Origin of the sequence: Streptomyces herbicida, assembly GCF_032656585.1 — a bacterium.
GTDB classification, from domain to species: Bacteria; Actinomycetota; Actinomycetes; order Streptomycetales; family Streptomycetaceae; genus Streptomyces; species Streptomyces herbicida.
Genome location: NZ_JAUYWJ010000007.1, coordinates 1 through 19,986, shown reverse-complemented (window position 1 = coordinate 19,986; position 19,986 = coordinate 1). Strand labels below are relative to the sequence as shown.

18 protein-coding genes are annotated in these 19,986 nt (G+C 71.8%); 5 read left to right on the top strand and 13 right to left on the bottom strand.

Going from position 1 to position 19,986, the window contains the following annotated elements; genetic code table 11:
* Nucleotides 1–2: 2 nt before the first annotated feature.
* The 11 genes from Q8A52_RS16245 to Q8A52_RS16195 all read right to left on the bottom strand — a co-directional run bounded on the left by Q8A52_RS16245 (nucleotide 3) and on the right by Q8A52_RS16195 (nucleotide 11,161).
* Entirely contained in the window at nucleotides 3–545 is a 543-nt protein-coding gene (locus Q8A52_RS16245; RefSeq protein WP_316752588.1) for a DUF5825 family protein, read from the bottom strand.
* Nucleotides 542–817 carry a hypothetical protein gene (locus Q8A52_RS16240; protein WP_316752586.1) on the bottom strand — a complete coding sequence of 92 codons (276 nt, stop codon included), beginning with the start codon at nucleotides 815–817 and terminating at the stop codon, nucleotides 542–544. The genes Q8A52_RS16245 and Q8A52_RS16240 overlap by 4 nt, the downstream gene beginning before the upstream one ends.
* A 24-nt stretch (nucleotides 818–841) precedes the next feature.
* Nucleotides 842–2,452, bottom strand: coding sequence for a RiPP maturation radical SAM C-methyltransferase (locus Q8A52_RS16235; protein WP_316752584.1), 1,611 nt, complete (start codon nucleotides 2,450–2,452; stop codon nucleotides 842–844).
* A 196-nt stretch (nucleotides 2,453–2,648) separates the two neighbouring features.
* A complete protein-coding gene (locus tag Q8A52_RS16230; protein WP_316752582.1) occupies nucleotides 2,649–5,225 on the bottom strand; it encodes a polynucleotide kinase-phosphatase in 2,577 nt (858 codons plus the stop codon).
* A complete protein-coding gene (locus tag Q8A52_RS16225) occupies nucleotides 5,222–6,691 on the bottom strand; it encodes a 3' terminal RNA ribose 2'-O-methyltransferase Hen1 (RefSeq protein ID WP_316752580.1) in 1,470 nt (489 codons plus the stop codon). Before Q8A52_RS16225 ends, Q8A52_RS16230 begins: the two co-directional genes overlap by 4 nt.
* Before the next feature lie 119 nt (nucleotides 6,692–6,810).
* Nucleotides 6,811–7,734, bottom strand: coding sequence for an LLM class F420-dependent oxidoreductase (locus tag Q8A52_RS16220; protein WP_316752577.1), 924 nt, complete (start codon nucleotides 7,732–7,734; stop codon nucleotides 6,811–6,813).
* Nucleotides 7,735–7,834: 100 nt separating this feature from the next.
* On the bottom strand, nucleotides 7,835–8,311 hold the full coding sequence (locus Q8A52_RS16215; protein ID WP_316752575.1) for a DUF5753 domain-containing protein: 477 nt from the start codon (nucleotides 8,309–8,311) through the stop codon (nucleotides 7,835–7,837).
* Between the two features lie 114 nt (nucleotides 8,312–8,425).
* Nucleotides 8,426–8,896: a DUF6099 family protein gene (locus tag Q8A52_RS16210; RefSeq protein ID WP_316752573.1), complete on the bottom strand. Its 471-nt coding sequence runs from the start codon at nucleotides 8,894–8,896 to the stop codon at nucleotides 8,426–8,428.
* 178 nt (nucleotides 8,897–9,074) lie between these two features.
* The gene (locus Q8A52_RS16205) at nucleotides 9,075–9,416 is read right to left on the bottom strand and encodes a nucleotide pyrophosphohydrolase (RefSeq protein ID WP_316752571.1); all 342 of its coding nucleotides are present in this window, start codon (nucleotides 9,414–9,416) and stop codon (nucleotides 9,075–9,077) included.
* Nucleotides 9,413–10,666, bottom strand: coding sequence for an AAA family ATPase (locus tag Q8A52_RS16200; protein WP_316752569.1), 1,254 nt, complete (start codon nucleotides 10,664–10,666; stop codon nucleotides 9,413–9,415). The genes Q8A52_RS16205 and Q8A52_RS16200 overlap by 4 nt, the downstream gene beginning before the upstream one ends.
* 75 nt (nucleotides 10,667–10,741) lie before the next feature.
* Nucleotides 10,742–11,161 carry a cell division protein SepF gene (locus Q8A52_RS16195; protein ID WP_316752567.1) on the bottom strand — a complete coding sequence of 140 codons (420 nt, stop codon included), beginning with the start codon at nucleotides 11,159–11,161 and terminating at the stop codon, nucleotides 10,742–10,744.
* A 202-nt stretch (nucleotides 11,162–11,363) separates the two neighbouring features.
* Between Q8A52_RS16195 and Q8A52_RS16190 the strand changes: the two genes are divergently transcribed.
* Entirely contained in the window at nucleotides 11,364–13,100 is a 1,737-nt protein-coding gene (locus Q8A52_RS16190; protein ID WP_408649211.1) for a hypothetical protein, read from the top strand.
* A gap of 9 nt (nucleotides 13,101–13,109) precedes the next feature.
* Here Q8A52_RS16190 and Q8A52_RS16185 read toward each other — a convergent pair whose 3' ends face one another.
* Nucleotides 13,110–13,625 carry a YceI family protein gene (locus Q8A52_RS16185; protein ID WP_316752566.1) on the bottom strand — a complete coding sequence of 172 codons (516 nt, stop codon included), beginning with the start codon at nucleotides 13,623–13,625 and terminating at the stop codon, nucleotides 13,110–13,112.
* A 105-nt stretch (nucleotides 13,626–13,730) separates the two neighbouring features.
* Between Q8A52_RS16185 and Q8A52_RS16180 the strand changes: the two genes are divergently transcribed.
* From Q8A52_RS16180 to meaB, 4 genes are all read left to right on the top strand, one after another.
* The gene (locus Q8A52_RS16180; RefSeq protein WP_316752565.1) at nucleotides 13,731–14,228 is read left to right on the top strand and encodes a MarR family winged helix-turn-helix transcriptional regulator; all 498 of its coding nucleotides are present in this window, start codon (nucleotides 13,731–13,733) and stop codon (nucleotides 14,226–14,228) included.
* 139 nt (nucleotides 14,229–14,367) lie between these two features.
* Complete coding sequence (locus Q8A52_RS16175) at nucleotides 14,368–16,176, top strand: methylmalonyl-CoA mutase family protein (protein ID WP_316752564.1); 1,809 nt, start codon at nucleotides 14,368–14,370, stop codon at nucleotides 16,174–16,176.
* Nucleotides 16,176–18,359, top strand: a complete 2,184-nt coding sequence (gene scpA / locus Q8A52_RS16170) for a methylmalonyl-CoA mutase (protein ID WP_316752563.1) — start codon at nucleotides 16,176–16,178, stop codon at nucleotides 18,357–18,359. Before Q8A52_RS16175 ends, scpA begins: the two co-directional genes overlap by 1 nt.
* 6 nt (nucleotides 18,360–18,365) lie before the next feature.
* Nucleotides 18,366–19,355 (top strand): methylmalonyl Co-A mutase-associated GTPase MeaB, encoded by a 990-nt coding sequence (gene meaB, locus Q8A52_RS16165; protein WP_316752562.1) that lies wholly within the window; start codon nucleotides 18,366–18,368, stop codon nucleotides 19,353–19,355.
* A 410-nt stretch (nucleotides 19,356–19,765) separates the two neighbouring features.
* Here meaB and Q8A52_RS16160 read toward each other — a convergent pair.
* Nucleotides 19,766–19,986, bottom strand: a 221-nt coding sequence (locus Q8A52_RS16160) for an adenosylhomocysteinase (protein WP_316752561.1), incomplete at its 5' end; no start/stop codon positions are given.

The following is a 19,986-nucleotide window of genomic DNA, read 5'->3' as shown; positions in this document are numbered from 1 at the left end:
CCTCAGATCCCCGTGCAGGGCACGGGCCAGCGGCTGATGCGCGGCGGCAGGGCCACCGCCCATTCGTCGGTGACCAGGGCCAGCCGCTCGGCGGCCAGCAGTCCCGCGGCCTCGCGCGGGCCGGGGTCCAGTTCGTGGAGGGGCGCGGGGTTTTGCAGGGTGTGGAAGGCGGAGAGCAGATCGGGGTGGTCGAGGGTGAGCCGTACGGCGGTGCCGGGCTCCCTGCGGTCCATGACGGCGACGAAGTCCGGGCCACGACGGTGGTAGAGCATCCCGTACCCATACCCCGCCCGCCACTCCTTCAACTCACCTGACTCATCGCGTACTTGAGCGGGAGGAGGCAGATGGCGCAGGAGCCCGATGTCGTACGGCGTCTCCCCGTCGGCCGCCGTCCAGCTCACCTGGAGTCCGAGACTCTGGCACTCGCGCAGGAACTGGACCGCCACGGCGGTGCGGTGCCCACCCTCACCCAGGCCGAGCGGCTCGGACACCTCGACCCGGCGGCCGGTGACGCGGTGCGGGACGACGGTGGGCAGCCCGGTCATCCGGCGACCCCCGCCCCGTCGGGCATACGGACCGTCTCGTCCCAGGTGGGCAGGGCGACATACGTCCGGCCGTCGCGGAACAACAGGCCGAGGGAGAAGGCGTGTTGGAGCCATTCATGCAGGGCTTCGCGGCTGACGGCGTGGCCGCCCTCCGCCAGCAGCCGGTGCAGCGCGGACTCGGTGCGCCCGTCCTCCAGGCTGCGCAGTGCGGCCGCCGCCCAGCCGGTGAAGCGGTGGGTGGTCCGCGGCCGGCCCTGCCGCCGGTCGTGCACCAGCAGGGCGGCCGCGTCCGCCCCCTATGCCGTGGCTGCCGTGGCTGCCTCGTCCGCCTCGCCTGCATCGGCTTCTTCGAACAGCAACCGCGAGCTGTGATGTCCGGCGCGCCACTGCGCCACGGCCGCCTTGAGCCGGTTCTCCGTCTCACCCCCGATGCCGGCGTCCTCCGTGTCGAACAGGTAGACGAGGTCGGCCAGTTCGTCCTCGGGCAGGTCGTAGACGTGCTGGTACATCGCGGCCGGACGCCGCTTGCCGAATCCCAGGCCCGGATCGGTGAAGTGCGGGCTGAACCGCTCCAGCTGGATGCGGTGGGCGCCGCTGGGCGGCTGCAGATGGACGAGCGCCGGGAGCTGGTCGACGACGTGGGCGTAGTCCTCGGCGGTCTCGCCGGGGAAGCCGTACAGGAGGTTCCAGGAGCAGGTGAGCGAGTGGTTCTCGCACTCCCGGAGGGTGCGGACGTTGCGGGCGCCGCTGACGCCCTTGTCCATGAGGTCGAGCACCCGGCTGCCCAGGCTCTCGATGCCGGGCTGGATGTGCACCGTGCCCGAGCGGCCGAGGAGCCGGAGCTGGTCGGGGGTGAGGTTGGACTTGACCTCGTAGTGCAGCCGCAGGTCCCAGCCGCTGTCGACGACGCGCGGCAGGAAGTCCCGGAAGTACGCCATGTCGACGATGTTGTCGACCGTGACGATGTCGAGGATGCGGTGCCGTCGTACGAGGCGGTCTATCTCGTCCCACAGCCGCTCCCCCGGCTTGGCGCGGAAGGCCATGGACGAGCCGTTGAGCCCGCAGAAGGTGCAGTGGTGCTTCTCCCCCCACCAGCAGCCCCGGGCCCCCTCGACGACCAGCTTGGGGTGGACGTACCCCAGCACCAGCGAGGCCTCCAGGGCGGCCTGCCACTGGTCGTAGTCGGGCGAGGGTATGTCGGCGGGCGCCACCGTGCGCCGGGTCTCGGTGTTGGCCCGGGATATGTCTCCGTCCCACCAGCACAGGCCCGGGACGTCCGCGGGCGGGGTGCCCGCGTCCAGATGCCGCAGAAGGGCCGGTAAGGCGTACTCTCCCTCGCCGCGCACCACATGATCCACGAACCGGTGGTTGCGGTGCAGGGCGTGGCCCATGGGGCCGTCGCAGTTGCTGCCGCCGAAGACGACGGTCAGCTCCGGGCGGCGGCGCTTGAGCTCCCGGGCCAGCGCCAGGGAGGACACGTTCTGCATGAACGTGGTGGTGAACCCGACGACGTCGGGCTCCGCCGCGAGCACCTCGGCGGCGCACTCGTCGATGAACCCGGCCGCGTACGGCCGCATGTCGAGGGCGGTGTCGATGAAGACGTCCCGGTCGGCCGCATAGCTGCGCAGCCGGGCGACGCCCCAGTCGGGGTCGTCGTACAGCACGCCCGAGAAGACCCAGTCACCGAGGCCGTGGAAGATCGAGTCGCTGCCGACCGCCACATAGTCGCCCGGCCGCAGCCGCCCTCCGGAGTGCTCCAGGAGGAACTCGGCCCAGCGCAGGGAGCCGTGGAACTCGGTCACCCCGTCGGCCGGGCGGGCCTGCCGCACGAGCCGGTGCAGCAGGCCCACCTGCAGCGAGGGGAGGTCGATCGGATGCCAGGGCATCGTCACCAGGTGAACGCGCATACCACCCCTTCGGTCAGCGGGTCGGCCGCTTCTCCAGGATCGCCGGCCGACGGCTGGTGCTCTGGTCCTCATGGACCACGACCTTCTTGATCTCCATGTCCCTCACTCCCTCCGGCGTTCCGAACACATGTACGTCGCAAGGCGTTTCACCATATGGACAGATACATGTGAGGCACAAGGCTGGGGGTGGGACGGTTCACAAGCGCGGGTCCACCGGCTCCGACTCCAGCGCCAGCACCCCGAACACGGCCTCGTGCACCCGCCACAGCGGCTCGCCCTCCGCCAGCCGGTCCAGGGCCTCGAGCCCCAGCGCGTACTCGCGGATCGCCAGCGACCGCTTGTGGTTGAGGAACCGCTTGCGCAGCCGGTCCAGGTTGTCCGGCCGGGTGTACTCGGGACCGTAGATGATCCGCAGGTACTCGCGGCCCCGGCACTTGATGCCCGGCTGGACCAGACGGCCCTCGCCGCTGCGCACCATCGCGCCGACCGGCTTGACGACCATGCCCTCGCCGCCCCGGCCGGTCATCTCCAGCCACCAGTCGACACCCGCCCGCACCGACTCCGGGTCGCCGGTGTCGACGTACAGCCGCCGGGTGGTCTGCAGCAGTCCGGTCCCGTCGTGCTCGACGAGCCGGTCGAGCAGCGCGAGTTGCTCGTCGTGCGGCAGGGCGGCCAGGCTGCGCCCCTGCACGGCCAGGATCTGGAACGGGGCGAGACGCACCCCGTCCAGGCCGTCCGTGGTCCAGCAGTAGCGGCGGTACGCGTCCGTGAACGCGGCCGCGTCGGCGGCCCGCTCGCGCTGCCGGGAGAGCAGCCCGGTCACGTCCACACCGCGCGCCGCCGCGCCCTCCAGGGCGGCCAGCGCGCCCGGGAACACCGCGCCGGAGGCGGCACCCACGGCCGCGTACTGCGAGCGCAGCAGCCCGGACGCCTTCAGCGACCACGGCATCAGCTCGGCGTCGAGCAGCAGCCAGTCAGTGTCGAGTTCGTCCCAGAGGCCCGCCTCCCCGATCGCCGACCGGACGCGCCCGAGGATCTCCTCGGTCACTGCCTCGTCGTCGAAGAACGGCCGTCCGGTGCGGGTGTAGAGCGACCCGGTGGGCCCTCCCCCACTCTCGGCTTCGCTCGAGCGGGAGGTGCCCCCAGCCCCGAACCGCTTGCGCGCAGCCTCGGCGTCCCGGCACACCAGCGCCACCGCCCGCGAGCCCATGTGCTTCTCCTCGCACACGACCCGCGCGACGCCGTCCTGCGCGTACTGCGCGAAGGCTTCCGCCGGGTGCTCCAGGTAGCCCTCGATATGACTGGTGGCCGTCGGCGCCATGGTCGGCGGGAGGTACGGCAGCAGCCGTGGGTCGATCGCGAAGCGGCTCATGACCTCCAGGGCCGCCGCCGCGTTCTCCTCGCGGACCGCGACGCGGCCCGCGTGCCGTGTCTCCACGACCCTTCGGCCGTGCACGTCCGCCAGGTCCAGCGGCCGCCCGTCGTGCCCCCCGGGCGCCTCGCTGCGCAGCGGCTTGGCCGGCTCGTACCAGACCCGCTCGGCCGGTACGTCGACCAGCTGTCGCTCCGGCCAGCGCAGCGCGGTGAGCTTGCCGCCGAAGACGGCGCCGGTGTCCAGGCAGATGGTGTTGTTGAGCCAGGTGGCCTCCGGAACCGGGGTGTGGCCGTAGACCACGGCCGCGCGGCCCCGGTAGTCCTCGGCCCACGGGTAGCGCACCGGCAGCCCGAACTCGTCCGTCTCCCCCGTCGTGTCGCCGTACAGCGCGTGCGAGCGGACCCGGCCGGACGTCCGCCCGTGGTACCGCTCGGGCAGACCCGCGTGGCAGACGACGAGCCGGCCGCCGTCGAGGACGTAGTGGCTGACGAGGCCGTCGAGGAACTCCCGGACCTGTGCCTTGAACTCCTCGCTCTCGCCCTCCATCTGCTCGATGGTCTCGGCGAGCCCGTGGGTGTGCTGCACCTTGCGGCCCTTGAGGTAACGCCCGTACTTGTTCTCGTGGTTGCCGGGCACGCACAGCGCGTTGCCCGAAGCGACCATGGACATCACGCGGCGCAGCACGCCGGGGGTGTCCGGGCCGCGGTCGACGAGGTCGCCGACGAAGACGGCCGTACGGCCCTCGGGGTGCACGCCGTCGCTGTAGCCCAACTTGGCCAGCAGCGACTCGAGTTCGAAGGCGCAGCCGTGGATGTCGCCGATGATGTCGAAGGGGCCGGTGAGGTGGGTCAGGTCGTTGAAGCGCTTCTCGGTGACGACGGTGGCGGCGTCGACCTCCTCGACTCCGCGCAGGACGTGCACCTTGCGGAAACCCTCGCGCTCCAAGTGCCTCATGGAACGCCGGAGTTCACGGATGTGCCGCTGGATCACCCGGCGCGGCATGTCCGCCCGGTCGGTGCGGGCCGCGTTGCGCTCGGCGCACACCTCCTCGGGGACGTCGAGGACGATGGCGATGGGCAGCACGTCGTACTTCTTCGCCAGTTCGATCAGCTGGCGCCGGCTGTCCTGCTGCACGCTGGTGGCGTCGACCACGGTACGGCGGCCGGCGGCCAGCCGCTTGCCGGCGATGTAGTGCAGGACGTCGAAGGCGTCGCTCGTCGCGCTCTGGTCGTTCTCGTCGTCGGAGACCAGACCTCGGCAGAAGTCCGAGGAGATGATCTCGGTCGGCTTGAAGTGCCGGCGGGCGAAGGTGGACTTGCCCGAGCCGGAGGCGCCGACGAGCACCACGAGGGAGAGGTCCGTGACGGGGAGCACCCGCCCCTTCCGTGTCTCTGTCATGCTGCCTTCGCCTCCTTCTCGTTCATGGTCCCGATGCTGAACACGGCCATCTGCGTGGGCGGGCCGACCTCGGGGTCGTCGGGCCCGACCGGGCGGAACTCCACGTCGTAGCCGTGCCGTTCGGCCACCGCCCCCGCCCAGGTGCGGAACTCCTCGCGGGTCCACTCGAAGCGGTGGTCGCCATGCCGGACGTGTCCCGCCGGGAGGGACTCCCAGCGGACGTTGTACTCGACGTTCGGGGTCGTCACGAGGACCGTGCGGGGCCGGGCCGCACCGAACACCGCGTACTCCAGGGCGGGCAGCCGGGGCAGGTCGAGGTGCTCGATGACCTCGCTGAGCACTGCGGCGTCGTAGCCCTTGAGACGGCTGTCGGTGTAGGCGAGCGAACCCTGCTGGAGCTTGACGCGCGAAGCCTGCCGCTCTCCCATCCGGTCCAGCTTCAGCCGCCGTCCGGCGATGGTGAGCGCCCGCATCGACACGTCGACGCCGACGATCTCGGTGAACCCCGGGTCCTTGAGCAGCGCCTGCACCAACTGGCCCTGTCCGCACCCGAGGTCGAGGACACGGGCGGCGCCCGACTCGCCGAGCGCGGCGATGATCGCGTCCCGGCGCTGCACGGCGAGCGGGGTCGGCTTCTCCTCCGCCTCGCTCTCCTCCTCGACGGCGTTGTCGATCTCCTCGACGTCGCTGTCGTCCGCCTCCGCAAGCCGCACCAGCTCCAGGCGCTCCATCGCCTGCCGGGTGAGCGACCAGCGGCGGGAGAGATAGCGGCTGGTGATGAGCTTCTGCTCCGGGTGGCCGGGCAGCCAGCCCTCCCCGGCCCGCAGCAGCTTGTCGACCTCGTCGGAGGCGACCCAGTAGTGCTTGGCGTCGTCGAGGACCGGCAGCAGCACATACAGGTGCCGCAGCGCCTCGGCGAGGGTCAGCGCCTCCGACTCCAGGACGAGCCGCACATAGCGCGAGTCGCCCCACTGCGGGAACGCGGTGTCCAGCGCCACCGGCTCGACGGTCACCGCCCAGCCGAGCGGCTCGAAGAGGCGTCGTACGAGGCCGGGGCCGCCGCGGGCGGGCAGCGCGGGCACCTCGACGCGCAGCGGCAGCGGCTGCGCGGCGCGCTCCGGGCGGGCGTTGCACACGCCCCGCATCGCGCTGGAGAAGACGCTGCTCAGCGCCACGGCGAGCAGCGAGGAGGCGGCGTACGGGCGGTCGTTCACATACTGCGCGAGCGCCGCGTCGGGAGCTCCGCCCCGGCCCTTGCCCTTCCCCCGCCGCACCAGCGCCACGGCATCCACCTCCAGCAAGAGCGCCGCCGTGCAGCGTTCCGCGGCCGCCTCTGGGTAGAGGACGTGGGCCGTGCCGTAGGAGGTGGAGAACGCCTGCGCCTTCTCGGGATGCTTGTGCAGCAGGAAGCCGAGGTCGGTGGCGGGGCGCTCCGGGGTGCCGGTGGTGCCGATGGTCAGGAACATGCCCTGAGTCTCCCTGGCCAGGGCGCCGGTGACCAGCGCTTTTCGCACGGTAGCGGAACGACGACCGACCGTCGTGATGCCCCGGACGGCCGGTCGTCGTACGCCCGCGTACGCGCCGCCTACGACAGCTGCGACTGGACCTGGGAGGAGATCAGTTCCAGGTGGTCCAGGTCCGTGAGGTCGAGGACCTGGAGGTAGATGCGCTGCGAGCCGATCTCGGCGTACCGGCCGATCTTGTCGACGACCTCGGCCGGGGAGCCGGCCAGACCGTTGACCTTCAGCTCGTCCACCTCACGGCCGATCGCGGCGGCCCGGCGGGCGACCTCTTGGCCGTCCCTGCCGACGCAGACGACGAGGGCGTTGGAGTAGGTCAGGTCGTCGGCGCGGCGGCCCTCGGCCTCGGCGGCGGCGCGCACCCGGCCGAACTGCCGCTCGCTGTCCTCGATCGAGGCGAAGGGCATGTTGAACTCGTCCGCGTACTGCGCGGCCAGCCGCGGGGTGCGGGTGGCGCCGTGGCCGCCGATCAGGACCGGGACCTTGGCCTGGGCGGGCTTGGGCAGCGCGGGCGAGTCGGTGAGGTCGTAGTGCGCGCCGTGGAAGTCGAAGCTCTTGCCGACCTCGGTCGCCCACAGGCCGGTGACGATCGCCAGCTGCTCCTCCAGGCGGGCGAACTTCTCCTTCGGGAAGGGGATGCCGTACGCCTTGTGCTCCTCCTCGAACCAGCCGGCGCCCAGGCCGAGTTCGACCCGGCCGCCGGACATCTGGTCGACCTGGGCGACCTGGATGGCGAGCACGCCGGGCAACCGGAAGGTGGCGGCGGTCATCAGGGTGCCGAGGCGGATCCGCCTGGTCTCACGGGCCAGGCCGGCAAGGGTGATCCAGGCGTCGGTCGGGCCGGGGAGGCCGTCCACGTCGCCCATGCGGAGGTAGTGGTCCGACCGGAAGAAGGCGTCGAACCCGAGGTCTTCGGTGGCCTTCGCCACGGCGAGCAAGGTGTCGTAGGTCGCCCCTTGCTGGGGCTCGGTGAAAATTCGAAGGTCCATACATCCATCCTGCACGCCAACGGTCCTGTCAGCCCCACCGGCGCCACTCGTCCCAGCCGTGCCCGGTCGGGTTGGCCGAGAGGTCTGCCCCGGAGCGGGTCTACTCGTCGAGGGCAGCAAGCGCCTGCGTCACGAGTCCCCGTGCGGCTGCGCCGTAGACCGCCATCCCGGACAGCCCTTGGAACGCGCGAAGGTAGACGTCGACCTGTCCCGGCGCCGTGAGCGTCTCGGCGGCATCGAGCGAGTCTGCGTGGACCCGCTGACCATCGAAGGCGGTGAAGGTGGCCATAGGCCAGACAGTGCGCTCGACGGCGAAAGGGATCACACCCAGCGAGACGGACGGCAACGCCATGGCGGAGAGCAGGTGCCCGAGCTGTGCCGCCATCGTGTCGGCGTCGCCGATGCGGTATCGGAGGACCGACTCTTCGAGCACGATCGCGAATCTGTGATCGCCCTCGCGGACCACCGAGTTGCGGCGCATGCGCGCCTGAACGGCCTCGGTGACGTCGTCCGGCGGTATGGGGCCCGGCGGAGAAGCAGTCGCCCTCACCGTCGGCCAGGGCCGCGCGTCGGCCATCCGCCGGCCGGGGCCCAAGCCCGTCACCCCCACCCCGGCCAAGGCCGTAGGCCAACCATCCATCGGCCCACCCGGACCCCGTAGTACTCCCGGTCGGCCAGGCCGCGAGCCCTCTCAGCCAGCCTCCCTCTCCGGCAACGCCTCCTCCCGTGCCGCCAGTTTGCGCAGCATCTCCAGGACGCGGTCCCGGGACTCGTCCGCCGCGTCGATTGCCTCCATGCACTGCCAGTACGTCGCCTGGTCGTCCGCGGAGCTGGCCATGCCGACGAGGGCGATGCCGACCTCGCCGAGGAGGCCGCCGAGGCAGAGAAGCGTCTCGCGGGCGTCGTCCAGCTCCGTGAGCTGGGCGGCGCGCAGGTCGCCGGGATCGAGCTCCGGTGGGTCCAGGACGCCGCAGCCGCGGCCCGCCAGCTCCGTCAGGCCCAGTGCCTCGCCGCGCAGTTCGGGTGGACCGGAGACCGCCAGACGGCTGCCGATCGCCTGGGCCAGGGCCTGGGCCTGCCACACCTCCGCCAGGATCCCCGGAGCGTCGCCGCTTCCCGCCAGGGCGCTTCTGCTCGTCACGATGAGTCGCATCGCTTCCATGGGCCGTCCCCGTCCGCCCGACGTGCTCGCGCACGCTCTCCGCCCGAACTCCCTTGTTCACTACCCAGAGTGAGGGGCGCTGAGACAGAAAGCCAGAGGAAGGCGGAAATCTGCGGACAACAATTCGGATTCAGGCGACATTTTGACTCCGGAGAGTGATTTCGGAATCAAGGATTCCCTACGCTTCGCCCTCCCCCGGCACCGGAAATCTCCGCTCGTTCCGGTCGATCTTGGCGTCCAGGGCGGCCAGCGGTTCGATACCGAGCACCTCGCACAGCTGCAGCAGATAGGCGAGCACGTCGGCCACCTCGTCCGTGACGCGGTGCGCGGTGTCGGGGTCGTCCATGACGCGCGCGGACTCCTCGGGCGTCAACCACTGGAAGATCTCGACCAGTTCGGACGCCTCCACGCTGAGGGCGGCCGCGAGGTTCTTGGGGGTGTGGTACGGCTGCCAGTTCCGCGCGGCCGCGAACTCGGCCAGCCGGCGCTGCAGTTTCGCCACGTCCAGGTGTTCCGTCACGGGTTCAGGTCTACCACCGTGACTCCTTCGGTTTCCGCGGCCCAGGAGGCGTCGCTCACCGCGCCCACCAGGCGGATGTGCCCGAGGCCGCACATCCGGGTGGCGAGCCGCAGCAGTTCCGTGCGCTGGCGGCCGTCCAGCGCGCGGTCGAAGCCGTCGGCGAGGACGCTGAGGGTCCGCATGGCGTCGGGGACCTCGCGGGGCGTGTCGACGTCCAGGACGCCCGGGCCGGTGAGCAGCACCAAGGCCAGCGCGAGGTATCTCAGCTCGCCGTCCCCGAGCCGGCCGAGGTCGGTCCGGATGCCGTCGCCGCGGTCGAGCAGCGCCCGCACCGTGCCGTCGCCCAGTGGTTCGGCGGCCAGGTCGGCCACGGGGCCGGCGCATCCGGCGTGCACCGCGGCGACGAGTCGAGCGTGCCGGCGCCCGCATTCGGACCGGGTGCGCCACAGCACCTCGGCGAGGTTGTCGCAGCCCGGCAGAAGGCGTCCGGAGCCCAGGGGGACGGCCTCGCGCATCCGGTCGGGGCACGGGTCGCAGACGAAGACCGAGCGCAGGGCGACCACCGTCTGTTCGGCCGCGGCGAGCACTTGGCGCTGGCCGTCGGTCTTGCCGGCCACGCGCAGCGGGAGGAGAGCGGTGCCGAGACGGTCGTCGGGGAGCGGGGCACGTGTCACCGGTGAGGACCCCGCGGTGTGCCAGGCGGCCTGTACGGCGGGGCGGCCCGGGTCGCGCAGGGCCGTCTCCAGGAGGACGAGTCCGCCCGCGGTCAGCCGCTCGCCGACGATGCGCAGTTCGGGCTCGGCCTGGACGGCGACGTCGAGCCGGACCGGGCCCTCGGGGCCGTCCGTCGTGCACCCGATGCGGAAGCCGCGCCGGCGCTGCAGGTCGGGCCGGGCGCGCTCGGGCACACAGGCCACCGGATCCGGGAACACCGCGGCGAGCGGCGCGCCGCCGCCGAGCCGGGCGAGCGCCTCGTACGCCCGCAGCGCACTCGACTTGCCGCATCCACTGGGCCCGGCGAAGAGAGTGAACGCCCCGACGGGCAGCCCGGCACCGCGATGCCCCGCGAACGCGGACAGCCGCAGCTCGGTGACCCGCGGCGGCGCCCACCTGTCCCGACGGGCCGGGCCGTCGGGAACCGGCGCCGCGGATGGTGGCCGCGGTGGGGCGGGGTTCTGCTCCCGCCTCGGGCCGGGTGTGGCGGGCTCGGGTGCTCGGCCCGGAGGGACGGATGTGGGGGGTGCGGTCATATCCGGACCGTAGGGGCCCCGGTGGAAGGGGAACCGTTCCGGCTTCGGGACCTTCCTACGAACGGGGGACCGGCCTCACGTGCCGGAGACCCCGGCGCCCTCCATGAGCCCGCTGACCTCGGTACCGGGCGGGGTGAGCAGAAACACGTTCCGGTCCACGCGGTGCATTCCGCTGCCCAGGCCGAAGACGACACCGGTGCTGAAGTCGAGGACGCGCTTGGCCACCTCGGTCTCCGCACCGGAGAGGTCGAGCAGGACCGGCACACCCGCCATGAGCGTCTCGGCCACCTCACGGGCGTCCGCGAAGACATTGACCCGCAGGACGACGAACCGCCGCCGGGTCTCGGTCTCCGCATCCGGCAGGGAGCGGTGGCTCACCGCGGACGGCCAGGCGTCGCGCCCCCGGAGCGGCACGACCTGCGCGAGCCCTTCCCACTGTTCATCGGTGACGTCGTAACGGCTCACCGGATCCCCCCGAACTGACTCGCATTCCATGCCTGCACCAGCCAATTCTTACGCCAAGTCACCCGTTCGGCCCAACAGCGACACGAAGCGCGACCCGAACGGCGGTCCCTCCTTCCGTCACCTCCTGTGACACATGTGCGAAATAGCCCGCTTCTTACCGCCCTCACACCGGACTCTTCACGTCCTGCAATGCCCCGCTCACCGGTCACGATTACGGTCCGATGTCGTGCACTTGGCAGAAAAACAGCTGGTGACACCCGGCCGGCGGACGCAGTCGGCGGTGTCCGCCGACCCGGGGGTCCCGGCACAGTGGCACCGTGTCCTGACCCTCCTCGCCGACGTGAGCCTGTTCATCGGGACCCGTGCGGTGTGGACACAGGCGGCGACCCACCGTCTCGTCCTCGCGGCGGTCATCTCCGTCTGCTACGCCTCGATCCTGGTGACCGGGGTGCTGGCCCTGACGGTCCGCCGCGCCCGCTCGCTGGCCCGCCTGGACCTGGTGGTCCTGGTGACCGCGGTCGCACTCACCCTGTGCAACTGGGCCCTGAACCACAGCGGCGGCGACGAGGCGGTCCTCACCACCCAGGCCGCCAAGGAACTGGTCGCCGGGCACACCGTCTACGGACAGCCCTGGCCCTGGCTCTTCAGCGGCAAGGGCATCGCCGTCACGCCGACCATAAACGGCGGCTACGACTTCACGTACGGCTATCCCCCGCTGGCCCCGCTGCTGGCCGCCCCGCTGCTCTGGCTGGGGCACGGCGGCTCGGCCGCGACGGCGGTCGGCACCGGCGCGCTGGTCGTCGGCGCGGTCGTGATGTGGCGGATGCTGCCGGTCCCGTGGCGGTCGGCGGCCACGATGGCCTGTCTGGGCTTCGGGTTCCTGCCGTCGTACGCCCGGCTCGGCTATCCGGCGATCACCGGCATGGCCCTGCTGGTGCCGGTGGTGGTGCGCTGGCCGCAGATCGGGAGGGGCGGGCGGCTCGGCGCCGCCGGGATCGCGCGGGCCGTGTGCCTGGGGGCCGCGTGCGCGGCGCAGCAACTTCCCTGGTTCGTCACGCCGTTCCTGCTGGCCGGGATCTACGCGGTGCGCCGCGGCGAGCTGGGCGGGCGCGCGGCGGGGCTGGTGGTACTGCGGATCGTGGGGATCGCCGTCACGGTGTGGCTGCTGATCAACACGTACTTCATCGTCTCCGAGCCAGGCCCGTGGCTGCAGGGGATCGCCCTGCCGCTGACGCAGGGCGCGGTGCTGCACGGCCAGGGCCTGGTGGACATCTCGCTGTACTTCACCGACGGCAGTGACCGGATCGACTGGTACGCGCACGCGAGCATGCTCCTCGCGGCGGCCCTGCTCGCGCTGTTCGTGCTGTTCGTACGGCGGCTGGGCCCGGCGGCGACCGTGCTGCCCTGGCTGGCCTTCTACCTGGCGACCCGCTCCCAGGACGGCTACTACCTGATGATGACCCCGCTGTGGCTGGCCGCGGCGGTCACCGCACCCCTCGCGGAGTTCGACAACGCCTGGCAGCCGCGCCCGGGGCCGCTGACCGGCCCCCGGCGCCGCCCGGCCCTGGCCGCGGCGATCGCCCTGCTGGTCACCCCGGCCCTGGTGTGCGCGGCGCTGGCGGTGTCGGGCAGGCCGCCGCTCAGGATGGAGGTCGCCTCGGTGCGCCGGGCCTCGGCGAACGCGATCTCGGCATTGACCGTGCGGGTGGTCAACACGGGCGGCGCCGCGCTCACCCCGCACTACACGCTCACCACGGGCCAGGGCATGAACAAGTACTGGGCGCTCGTGCGGGGTCCGGCCACGATTCCCGCCCACGGCACGGCGAGCGTGGAACTCCGGCCGCCCAAGGGCAGTTTCCCGCTTCCCAGGCCGAGCGTACGGATCCGGCTGCGCGCCTTCACGGCGTCCCCGCAGACGCTGTCCAGCCAGGACATACGGCTGCGGAAGAGCACCGGCGAAGCAGGCTGACCGAACGGATCAGGCCACCGCGCGCGTGAACCGCAGCGCGGCGGTCACCGTCGTCAGGCCACGGATCATCCCCAGCTGGTTCCAGCCCATGCCGAACTGTGCGCGGTCCACGGTGAACTCGGCCTCCAGCGTGAGCGCGCCGGCGTCCGCCGCGGTGACGCGCGCGGTGAGGGACTGCGGCCGGCTGATGCCGCGCACGGTGAGCTGGCCGTCGACGTGCGCCGTGTCGCCGTCGCGCAGTCGGGCGCCGCGGACGGCGAAGGTGATCTCCGGGTGGTGGTCGGCGTCGAAGAAGTCCGCCGAGCGCAGATGGGTGTCGCGCTTGGCGTTCTTGGTGTCCAGCGAGGCGACGTCCAGGGTCACGGTGCCCGTGGCGGACCCGTCGGGCCCGACCTCGCCCTGGCCGGCGACGGCGGCGAAGGTGCCCTTCACGGCCACCAGGCCCCAGAAGGTCTTGTGACTCAGGGCCACGGTGGTGGCGGCCGGATCGAGCTGCCAGACACCTGTTTCCACGGCGACGGTCATGGTCGTACTCCAATGCGATGTATCCGAGTATCCGAGTGGTTCAAATTTGGATGACTGCCACGCTAGCCCATCATCCAAATTTGAACAACAGGTAGACTCGAAACCATGGCCGCCCCCGACGAGCACCCCGCCGACCAGCCCGAATGCTGCGCCCGGGAGGGCAGTGGACTGCTCCCCGGAGAGCTGCGCGCCTGGATGCTGCTGCTGGCCGCGACCGGGGCGGTGGAGCAGCGGCTGCGCTCCGTGGTGAAGGAGAACCTCGACGTCTCCCACGACGAGTTCCTCATCCTGTGCCTGCTGGCCGAGCACCCGCGGGACGGTCTGCGCATGACCCGGATCGCCGACCTCCTGGGCCGCCCGAAGACCCGGCTCACCTATCAGATCGCCTGCCTCCAGCACGCCGGCCTGGTCACCCGCCAGACGGTCTGCGGCGACAAGCGGGGCGTCCAGGTCACCCTCACCGAAAAGGCCCGGCGGCTGCTGAAGGAGACCTCCGGACTGCTCGCCGCGACGGTCAAGGAGGCGCTCGCCGAGTTCGTCGGACCGGAGCAGCGCGACGCGGTGAGCGGACTGCTGCCGGGACTCGCCGACGGGACCTGCTGACGGCCCCGACAACAACCCCTGCTGACGGTACGAAAGGGGGCGTACGGCACCGGAGAGGCACAGGTCACAACCACGAGGAGGGCAACGTCACAGCCCCCGCGCTGCTGCCATTTAAGCGGCCTGCCCTAGCATCCGAGCCATGACGGTCCTGCCTGACGACGGGCTCTCACTGGCCGCCGAGTTCCCTGACGCGACACACGAGCAGTGGCACCGCCTGGTCGAGGGTGTGCTGCGCAAGTCGGGCAAGGAAGTCTCGGGCGCGGCAGCTGAGGACGCTCTGTCCACGACGCTGGAGGACGGGCTGCGCACCCGTCCCCTGTACACCGCGCGCGACACCGCGCCCGACCCCGGCCTGCCCGGCTTCGCACCCTTCGTGCGCGGCGGCCGCTGCGAGGGCAGCACCGCGGGCGGCTGGGACGTACGGCAGCGGCACGCGGCGGTCGAGGACGGCGCGATCCTGACCGACCTGGAGAACGGCGTCACCTCGCTGTGGCTGCTCGTGGGCCAGGGCGGCATCCCGGTGTCCGGCCTCGCCCGCGCCCTCGACGGTGTCTACCTCGACCTGGCCCCGGTGGTGCTCGACGCCGGACGTGACGTCGAGGCCGCCGCGGCGGAACTGCTGCGGCTCCACGAGGAGCGGGGCGTCGACCCGAAGGCGGTGCGCGGCAACCTCGGCGCCGACCCCCTCGGCCATGAGGCCCGTACCGGCACCGCCCAGGACTTCGCGCCGGTCGCCGACCTGGCCGCGCGGTGCGCCGCCGAGTACCCGGGGCTCCGCGCGCTGACCGTGGACGCGCTGCCGTACCACGAGGCCGGCGGCTCGGCCGCACAGGAGCTGGGCGCCTCCCTGGCCACCGGAGTGGCCTATCTGCGCGAGCTGACCGAGGCGGGCCTCACGGCCGAGCAGGCCTTGGCGCAGCTGGAGTTCCGCTACGCGGCCACCGCCGACCAGTTCCTGACAGTCGCCAAGCTGCGTGCGGCGCGCCGGCTGTGGGCGCGGGTCGCCGAGGTGTGCGGGGCGCCCGGCGCGGGCGCGCAGGTGCAGCACGCGGTGACCTCCCCGGTGATGATGACCCGCCGGGACCCGTGGGTGAACATGCTCCGCGCGACGATCGCGACGCTCGCGGCCGGGGTGGGCGGGGCCGACTCCGTCACCGTGCTGCCGTTCGACCATGCGCTCGGCCTGCCGGACGCGTTCGCCCGCCGTATCGCCCGCAACACGTCGACGATCCTGGTCGAGGAGTCCCACCTGGCGCGGGTCATCGACCCGGCGGGCGGCTCCTGGTACGTGGAGTCGCTCACCGACGAACTCGCCCGCGCGGGCTGGGAGTTCTTCCGGTCGATCGAGCGCGACGGCGGCCAGGCGGCCGTGCTGCGCTCGGGCCGTATCCGTACGGACCTCGCCACGACATGGGCGGAGCGCTCCAAGAAGCTCGCCAAGCGGCGTGAACCCATCACCGGTGTCAGCGAGTTCCCGCACCTGGCCGAGAAGCCCGTGGAGCGCGAGCCCGCTCCCGAGGGGCCCTCCGGCGGGCTGCCGCGCGTGCGCCGCGACGAGGCGTACGAGGAGTTGCGCGCCCGCTCCGACGCCCACCTCGCGGCGACCGGCTCCCGCCCCCGGGTCTTCCTCGCCACGATCGGCTCGGCCGCCGCGTACACCGCGCGCTCGACGTTCGCCGCCAACCTCTTCCAGGCGGGCGGCATCGAGCCGGTCACCGAGGGCGGCTTCGAGGACAGCGGCGCCACCGAGGCCGTGCTGTGCTCCAGCGACGCGCTGTACGAGGAGCAGGCCGAGCAGGTGGCCCGGTCCCTGAAGGCGGCCGGCGCCCGGCACGTGTTCCTCGCGGGCCGCCCCGCCGAGTACGCGGACATCGACTCGTACGTCTTCGCGGGCTGCGACGCCGTCGCCACGCTGTCCGCGACCCTCGACCGCATGGGAGTGTCCTGATGGGAATCCCCGACTTCTCCGGCATCGAGCTGGAGACCGCCGAGGGAACCGCCGCCGACGGCAGTGCCGAGGAGTGGCGTACGGCCGTCAAGCGCGCGACCGGCGCCGAGGAGACGCTCTGGGAGACGCCGGAGGGCATCGGCGTCAAGCCGCTCTACACCGGCCGTGACCTGGAGGGCCTGGACTTCCTGGGCACCTACCCGGGCATCGCGCCGTATCTGCGCGGCCCGTACCCGACGATGTACGTCAACCAGCCCTGGACGATCCGCCAGTACGCGGGCTTCTCCACCGCCGAGGAGTCCAACGCGTTCTACCGGCGCAACCTGGCGGCCGGTCAGAAGGGCCTGTCGGTCGCCTTCGACCTGCCCACGCACCGGGGTTACGACAGCGACCACCCGCGCGTGACGGGTGACGTCGGCATGGCGGGCGTGGCGATCGACTCGATCTACGACATGCGGCAGCTGTTCGACGGGATTCCGCTGGACAGGATGACCGTGTCGATGACGATGAACGGCGCCGTGCTGCCGGTGCTGGCGCTCTACATCGTGGCGGCGGAGGAACAGGGCGTACCGCCCGAGAAGCTGGCCGGGACCATTCAGAACGACATTCTGAAGGAGTTCATGGTCCGCAACACCTACATCTATCCGCCGAAGCCCTCGATGCGGATCATCTCCGACATCTTCGCCTACACCTCGCAGCGGATGCCGCGCTACAACTCCATCTCCATCTCCGGCTACCACATCCAGGAGGCCGGGGCCACGGCCGACCTGGAGCTGGCCTACACGCTCGCGGACGGTGTTGAGTACATCCGCGCGGGGCGGGAAGCCGGCCTGGACGTGGATGCGTTCGCGCCCCGGCTCTCCTTCTTCTGGGCGATCGGCATGAACTTCTTCATGGAGATCGCCAAGTTGCGAGCGGCCCGGCTGCTGTGGGCCAAGCTGGTCTCCCAGTTCGAGCCGAAGAACACCAAGTCCCTGTCCCTGCGCACGCATTCGCAGACCTCGGGTTGGTCGCTGACCGCGCAGGACGTGTTCAACAACGTCACGCGCACCTGCGTCGAGGCCATGGCGGCGACCCAGGGCCACACCCAGTCGCTGCACACCAACGCCCTCGACGAGGCGCTCGCGCTGCCGACCGACTTCTCGGCGCGCATCGCCCGCAACACCCAGCTGCTCATCCAGCAGGAGTCGGGCACGACCCGGGTCATCGACCCGTGGGGCGGCAGCGCGTACGTGGAGAAGCTGACGTACGACCTCGCCCGGAAGGCCTGGGCGCACATCCAGGAGGTCGAGCAGGCGGGCGGTATGGCGCAGGCCATCGACGCCGGTATTCCGAAGCTGCGCGTGGAGGAGGCGGCCGCGCGTACGCAGGCCCGTATCGACTCCGGTCGCCAGCCGGTGATCGGGGTCAACAAGTACCGGGTGGAGAACGACGAGGCCATCGAGGTCCTCAAGGTCGACAACTCCTCGGTGCGCGCCCAGCAGATCGAGAAGCTGCGGCGGCTGCGCGCGGAGCGGGACGAGACCGCCTGCCGGGACGCGCTGGACGCGCTGACCCGGGCCGCGGACGGCGAGGGCAACCTGCTGGAGCTGGCCGTGCGCGCGGCCCGCGCCAAGGCCACCGTCGGCGAGATCTCCGACGCCCTGGAGAAGGTGTACGGCCGCCACCAGAGCCAGATCCGTACGATCTCCGGCGTGTACCGCAACGAAACAGGGGAGTCCCCGTCCGTGGACCGGACCCGCGCCCTGGTGGACGCCTTCGACGAGGCCGAGGGACGCCGGCCGCGCATCCTGGTCGCCAAGATGGGCCAGGACGGCCACGACCGCGGCCAGAAGGTGATCGCCACCGGCTTCGCCGACCTCGGCTTCGACGTCGACGTCGGCCCGCTGTTCCAGACCCCGGAGGAGGTCGCCCGTCAGGCGGTCGAGGCGGACGTGCACGTGGTCGGGGTGTCGTCGCTGGCCGCCGGTCACCTCACCCTCGTCCCGGCGCTGCGCGAGGCGCTCGCCGAGGAGGGCCGCGAGGACATCATGATCGTGGTCGGCGGGGTCATCCCGCCGCAGGACGTGCCGACCCTGCTGGAGATGGGCGCCACGGCCGTGTTCCTGCCCGGGACGGTGATCCCGGACGCGGCGTACGACCTGGTGAAGCGGCTGTCGGCCGACCTCGGCCACGACCTGTAGAGCCTCATGGCAGCGATCGATCTCGACACGTATGTGAAGGGTGTGCTCGAGGGGAAGCGGGCGATCGTGGCCCGCGCGATCACCCTCGTCGAGTCCACCCGTCCGCAGCACCGGGCGCTGGCGCAGGAGTTGCTCACCGAGCTGCTTCCGCACAGCGGCCGGGCGCGGCGGATCGGCATCAGCGGGGTGCCGGGCGTGGGCAAGTCGACGTTCATCGACGCGTTCGGCACGCTGCTGACCTCGCTGGGGTACCGGGTCGCGGTGCTCGCCGTGGACCCGTCCTCCACCCGCACCGGCGGCTCCATCCTGGGCGACAAGACCCGGATGGAGCGCCTGGCGGTGGACCCGAACGCCTTCGTACGGCCCTCCCCCAGCGCGGGCACGCTGGGCGGGGTCGCCAAGGCCACCCGCGAATCCATGGTCGTGATGGAGGCGGCGGGCTACGACGTGATCCTGGTGGAGACCGTCGGCGTCGGCCAGTCCGAGACCACGGTCGCCGACATGGTCGACTCCTTCCTGCTGCTCACACTGGCCCGCACCGGCGACCAGCTGCAGGGCATCAAGAAGGGCGTCCTGGAGCTGGCCGACGTGATCGCGGTCAACAAGGCGGACGGCCCACACGAGCGGGACGCGCGCGCCGCCGCACGGGAGTTGGCGGGCGCGCTGCGGCTGATGCACGGCAAGGACGCCTTCTGGACCCCGCCGGTGCTCAGTTGCAGCGCCCGGGAGTCGAGCGGCCTGGACGTCGTCTGGGAGCGGCTGGAGCAGCACCGTACGCTCCTGGACTCAACGGGCCGGCTCACCGCCAAGCGGCGGGACCAGCAGGTCGGCTGGACCTGGGCGATGGTCCGCGACGAGCTGCTGGGCCGGCTGCACGCCGATCCGGCGGTGCGTGAGGCCACGCCCGGCCTCGAACAGCAGGTCAGGGAAGGCTCGTTGACGGCGACCCTGGCCGCGGAGCGCATCCTGCGGGCGTTCGGGGGCCCGGCCGACTGAGCCCTCCGCACGGCCCCGGGCCCGCCGTCGCCACCGGAAGCCCCGGCCGGCGAAACACCGACCGCGCGGCCGACCCCGCCCCGGCGGCTCACCGCCACATGCCGGACCAGCGGGCCCGGATGGCGCGGGCGATGGTCCGGGACCGCGGGTCCTCGCCCTCGGCGCCGGCCGCCGAACGGATCCCGCGGGCATTCCGGGGCCCGGCCGGCTGTGTCGGGTGTGGCTGGAACACACGAGGACCCCTGGACGGTTCGTTCCGGGGGCCCTCGTGTGGTTCTGCCTTCAGTCGATACCGCGCACGATGTGCGACTCGGCCGGGTCCTCGTCCACCCCGGCCAGGTACAGCACGGGGGCTTGGGCTTCTTCCTGGTTGTCGGGGTGCATGGTGCGCTCCTCTGGACGACTGGTCGTCAGTAGCGGTAGTGGTCCGGCTTGTACGGGCCCTCGACCTCCACGCCGATGTACGCGGCCTGCTCCGGGCGCAGCGTCGTCAGCTTGACGCCAAGGGCGTCCAGGTGGAGACGGGCGACCTTCTCGTCGAGGTGCTTGGGCAGCGTGTACACACCGACCGGGTACTCGGACTGCTTGGTGAACAGCTCGATCTGGGCCAGCGTCTGGTCCGCGAACGAGT

What these genes read in the sequence shown, in the direction of transcription:
- meaB (WP_316752562.1), top strand. Translation starts at nt 18,366, where the DNA reads ATGGCAGCGATCGATCTCGACACGTATGTGAAGGGTGTGCTCGAGGGG.
- scpA (WP_316752563.1), top strand. Translation starts at nt 16,176, where the DNA reads ATGGGAATCCCCGACTTCTCCGGCATCGAGCTGGAGACCGCCGAGGGA.
- Q8A52_RS16225 (WP_316752580.1), bottom strand. Translation starts at nt 6,691, where the DNA reads ATGTTCCTGACCATCGGCACCACCGGCACCCCGGAGCGCCCCGCCACC.
- Q8A52_RS16200 (WP_316752569.1), bottom strand. Translation starts at nt 10,666, where the DNA reads ATGACCGCACCCCCCACATCCGTCCCTCCGGGCCGAGCACCCGAGCCC.
- Q8A52_RS16235 (WP_316752584.1), bottom strand. Translation starts at nt 2,452, where the DNA reads ATGCGCGTTCACCTGGTGACGATGCCCTGGCATCCGATCGACCTCCCC.
- Q8A52_RS16180 (WP_316752565.1), top strand. Translation starts at nt 13,731, where the DNA reads ATGGCCGCCCCCGACGAGCACCCCGCCGACCAGCCCGAATGCTGCGCC.
- Q8A52_RS16210 (WP_316752573.1), bottom strand. Translation starts at nt 8,896, where the DNA reads ATGGAAGCGATGCGACTCATCGTGACGAGCAGAAGCGCCCTGGCGGGA.
- Q8A52_RS16220 (WP_316752577.1), bottom strand. Translation starts at nt 7,734, where the DNA reads ATGGACCTTCGAATTTTCACCGAGCCCCAGCAAGGGGCGACCTACGAC.
- Q8A52_RS16195 (WP_316752567.1), bottom strand. Translation starts at nt 11,161, where the DNA reads ATGGAATGCGAGTCAGTTCGGGGGGATCCGGTGAGCCGTTACGACGTC.
- Q8A52_RS16230 (WP_316752582.1), bottom strand. Translation starts at nt 5,225, where the DNA reads ATGACAGAGACACGGAAGGGGCGGGTGCTCCCCGTCACGGACCTCTCC.
- Q8A52_RS16175 (WP_316752564.1), top strand. Translation starts at nt 14,368, where the DNA reads ATGACGGTCCTGCCTGACGACGGGCTCTCACTGGCCGCCGAGTTCCCT.
- Q8A52_RS16185 (WP_316752566.1), bottom strand. Translation starts at nt 13,625, where the DNA reads ATGACCGTCGCCGTGGAAACAGGTGTCTGGCAGCTCGATCCGGCCGCC.
- Q8A52_RS16215 (WP_316752575.1), bottom strand. Translation starts at nt 8,311, where the DNA reads ATGGCCGACGCGCGGCCCTGGCCGACGGTGAGGGCGACTGCTTCTCCG.
- Q8A52_RS16245 (WP_316752588.1), bottom strand. Translation starts at nt 545, where the DNA reads ATGACCGGGCTGCCCACCGTCGTCCCGCACCGCGTCACCGGCCGCCGG.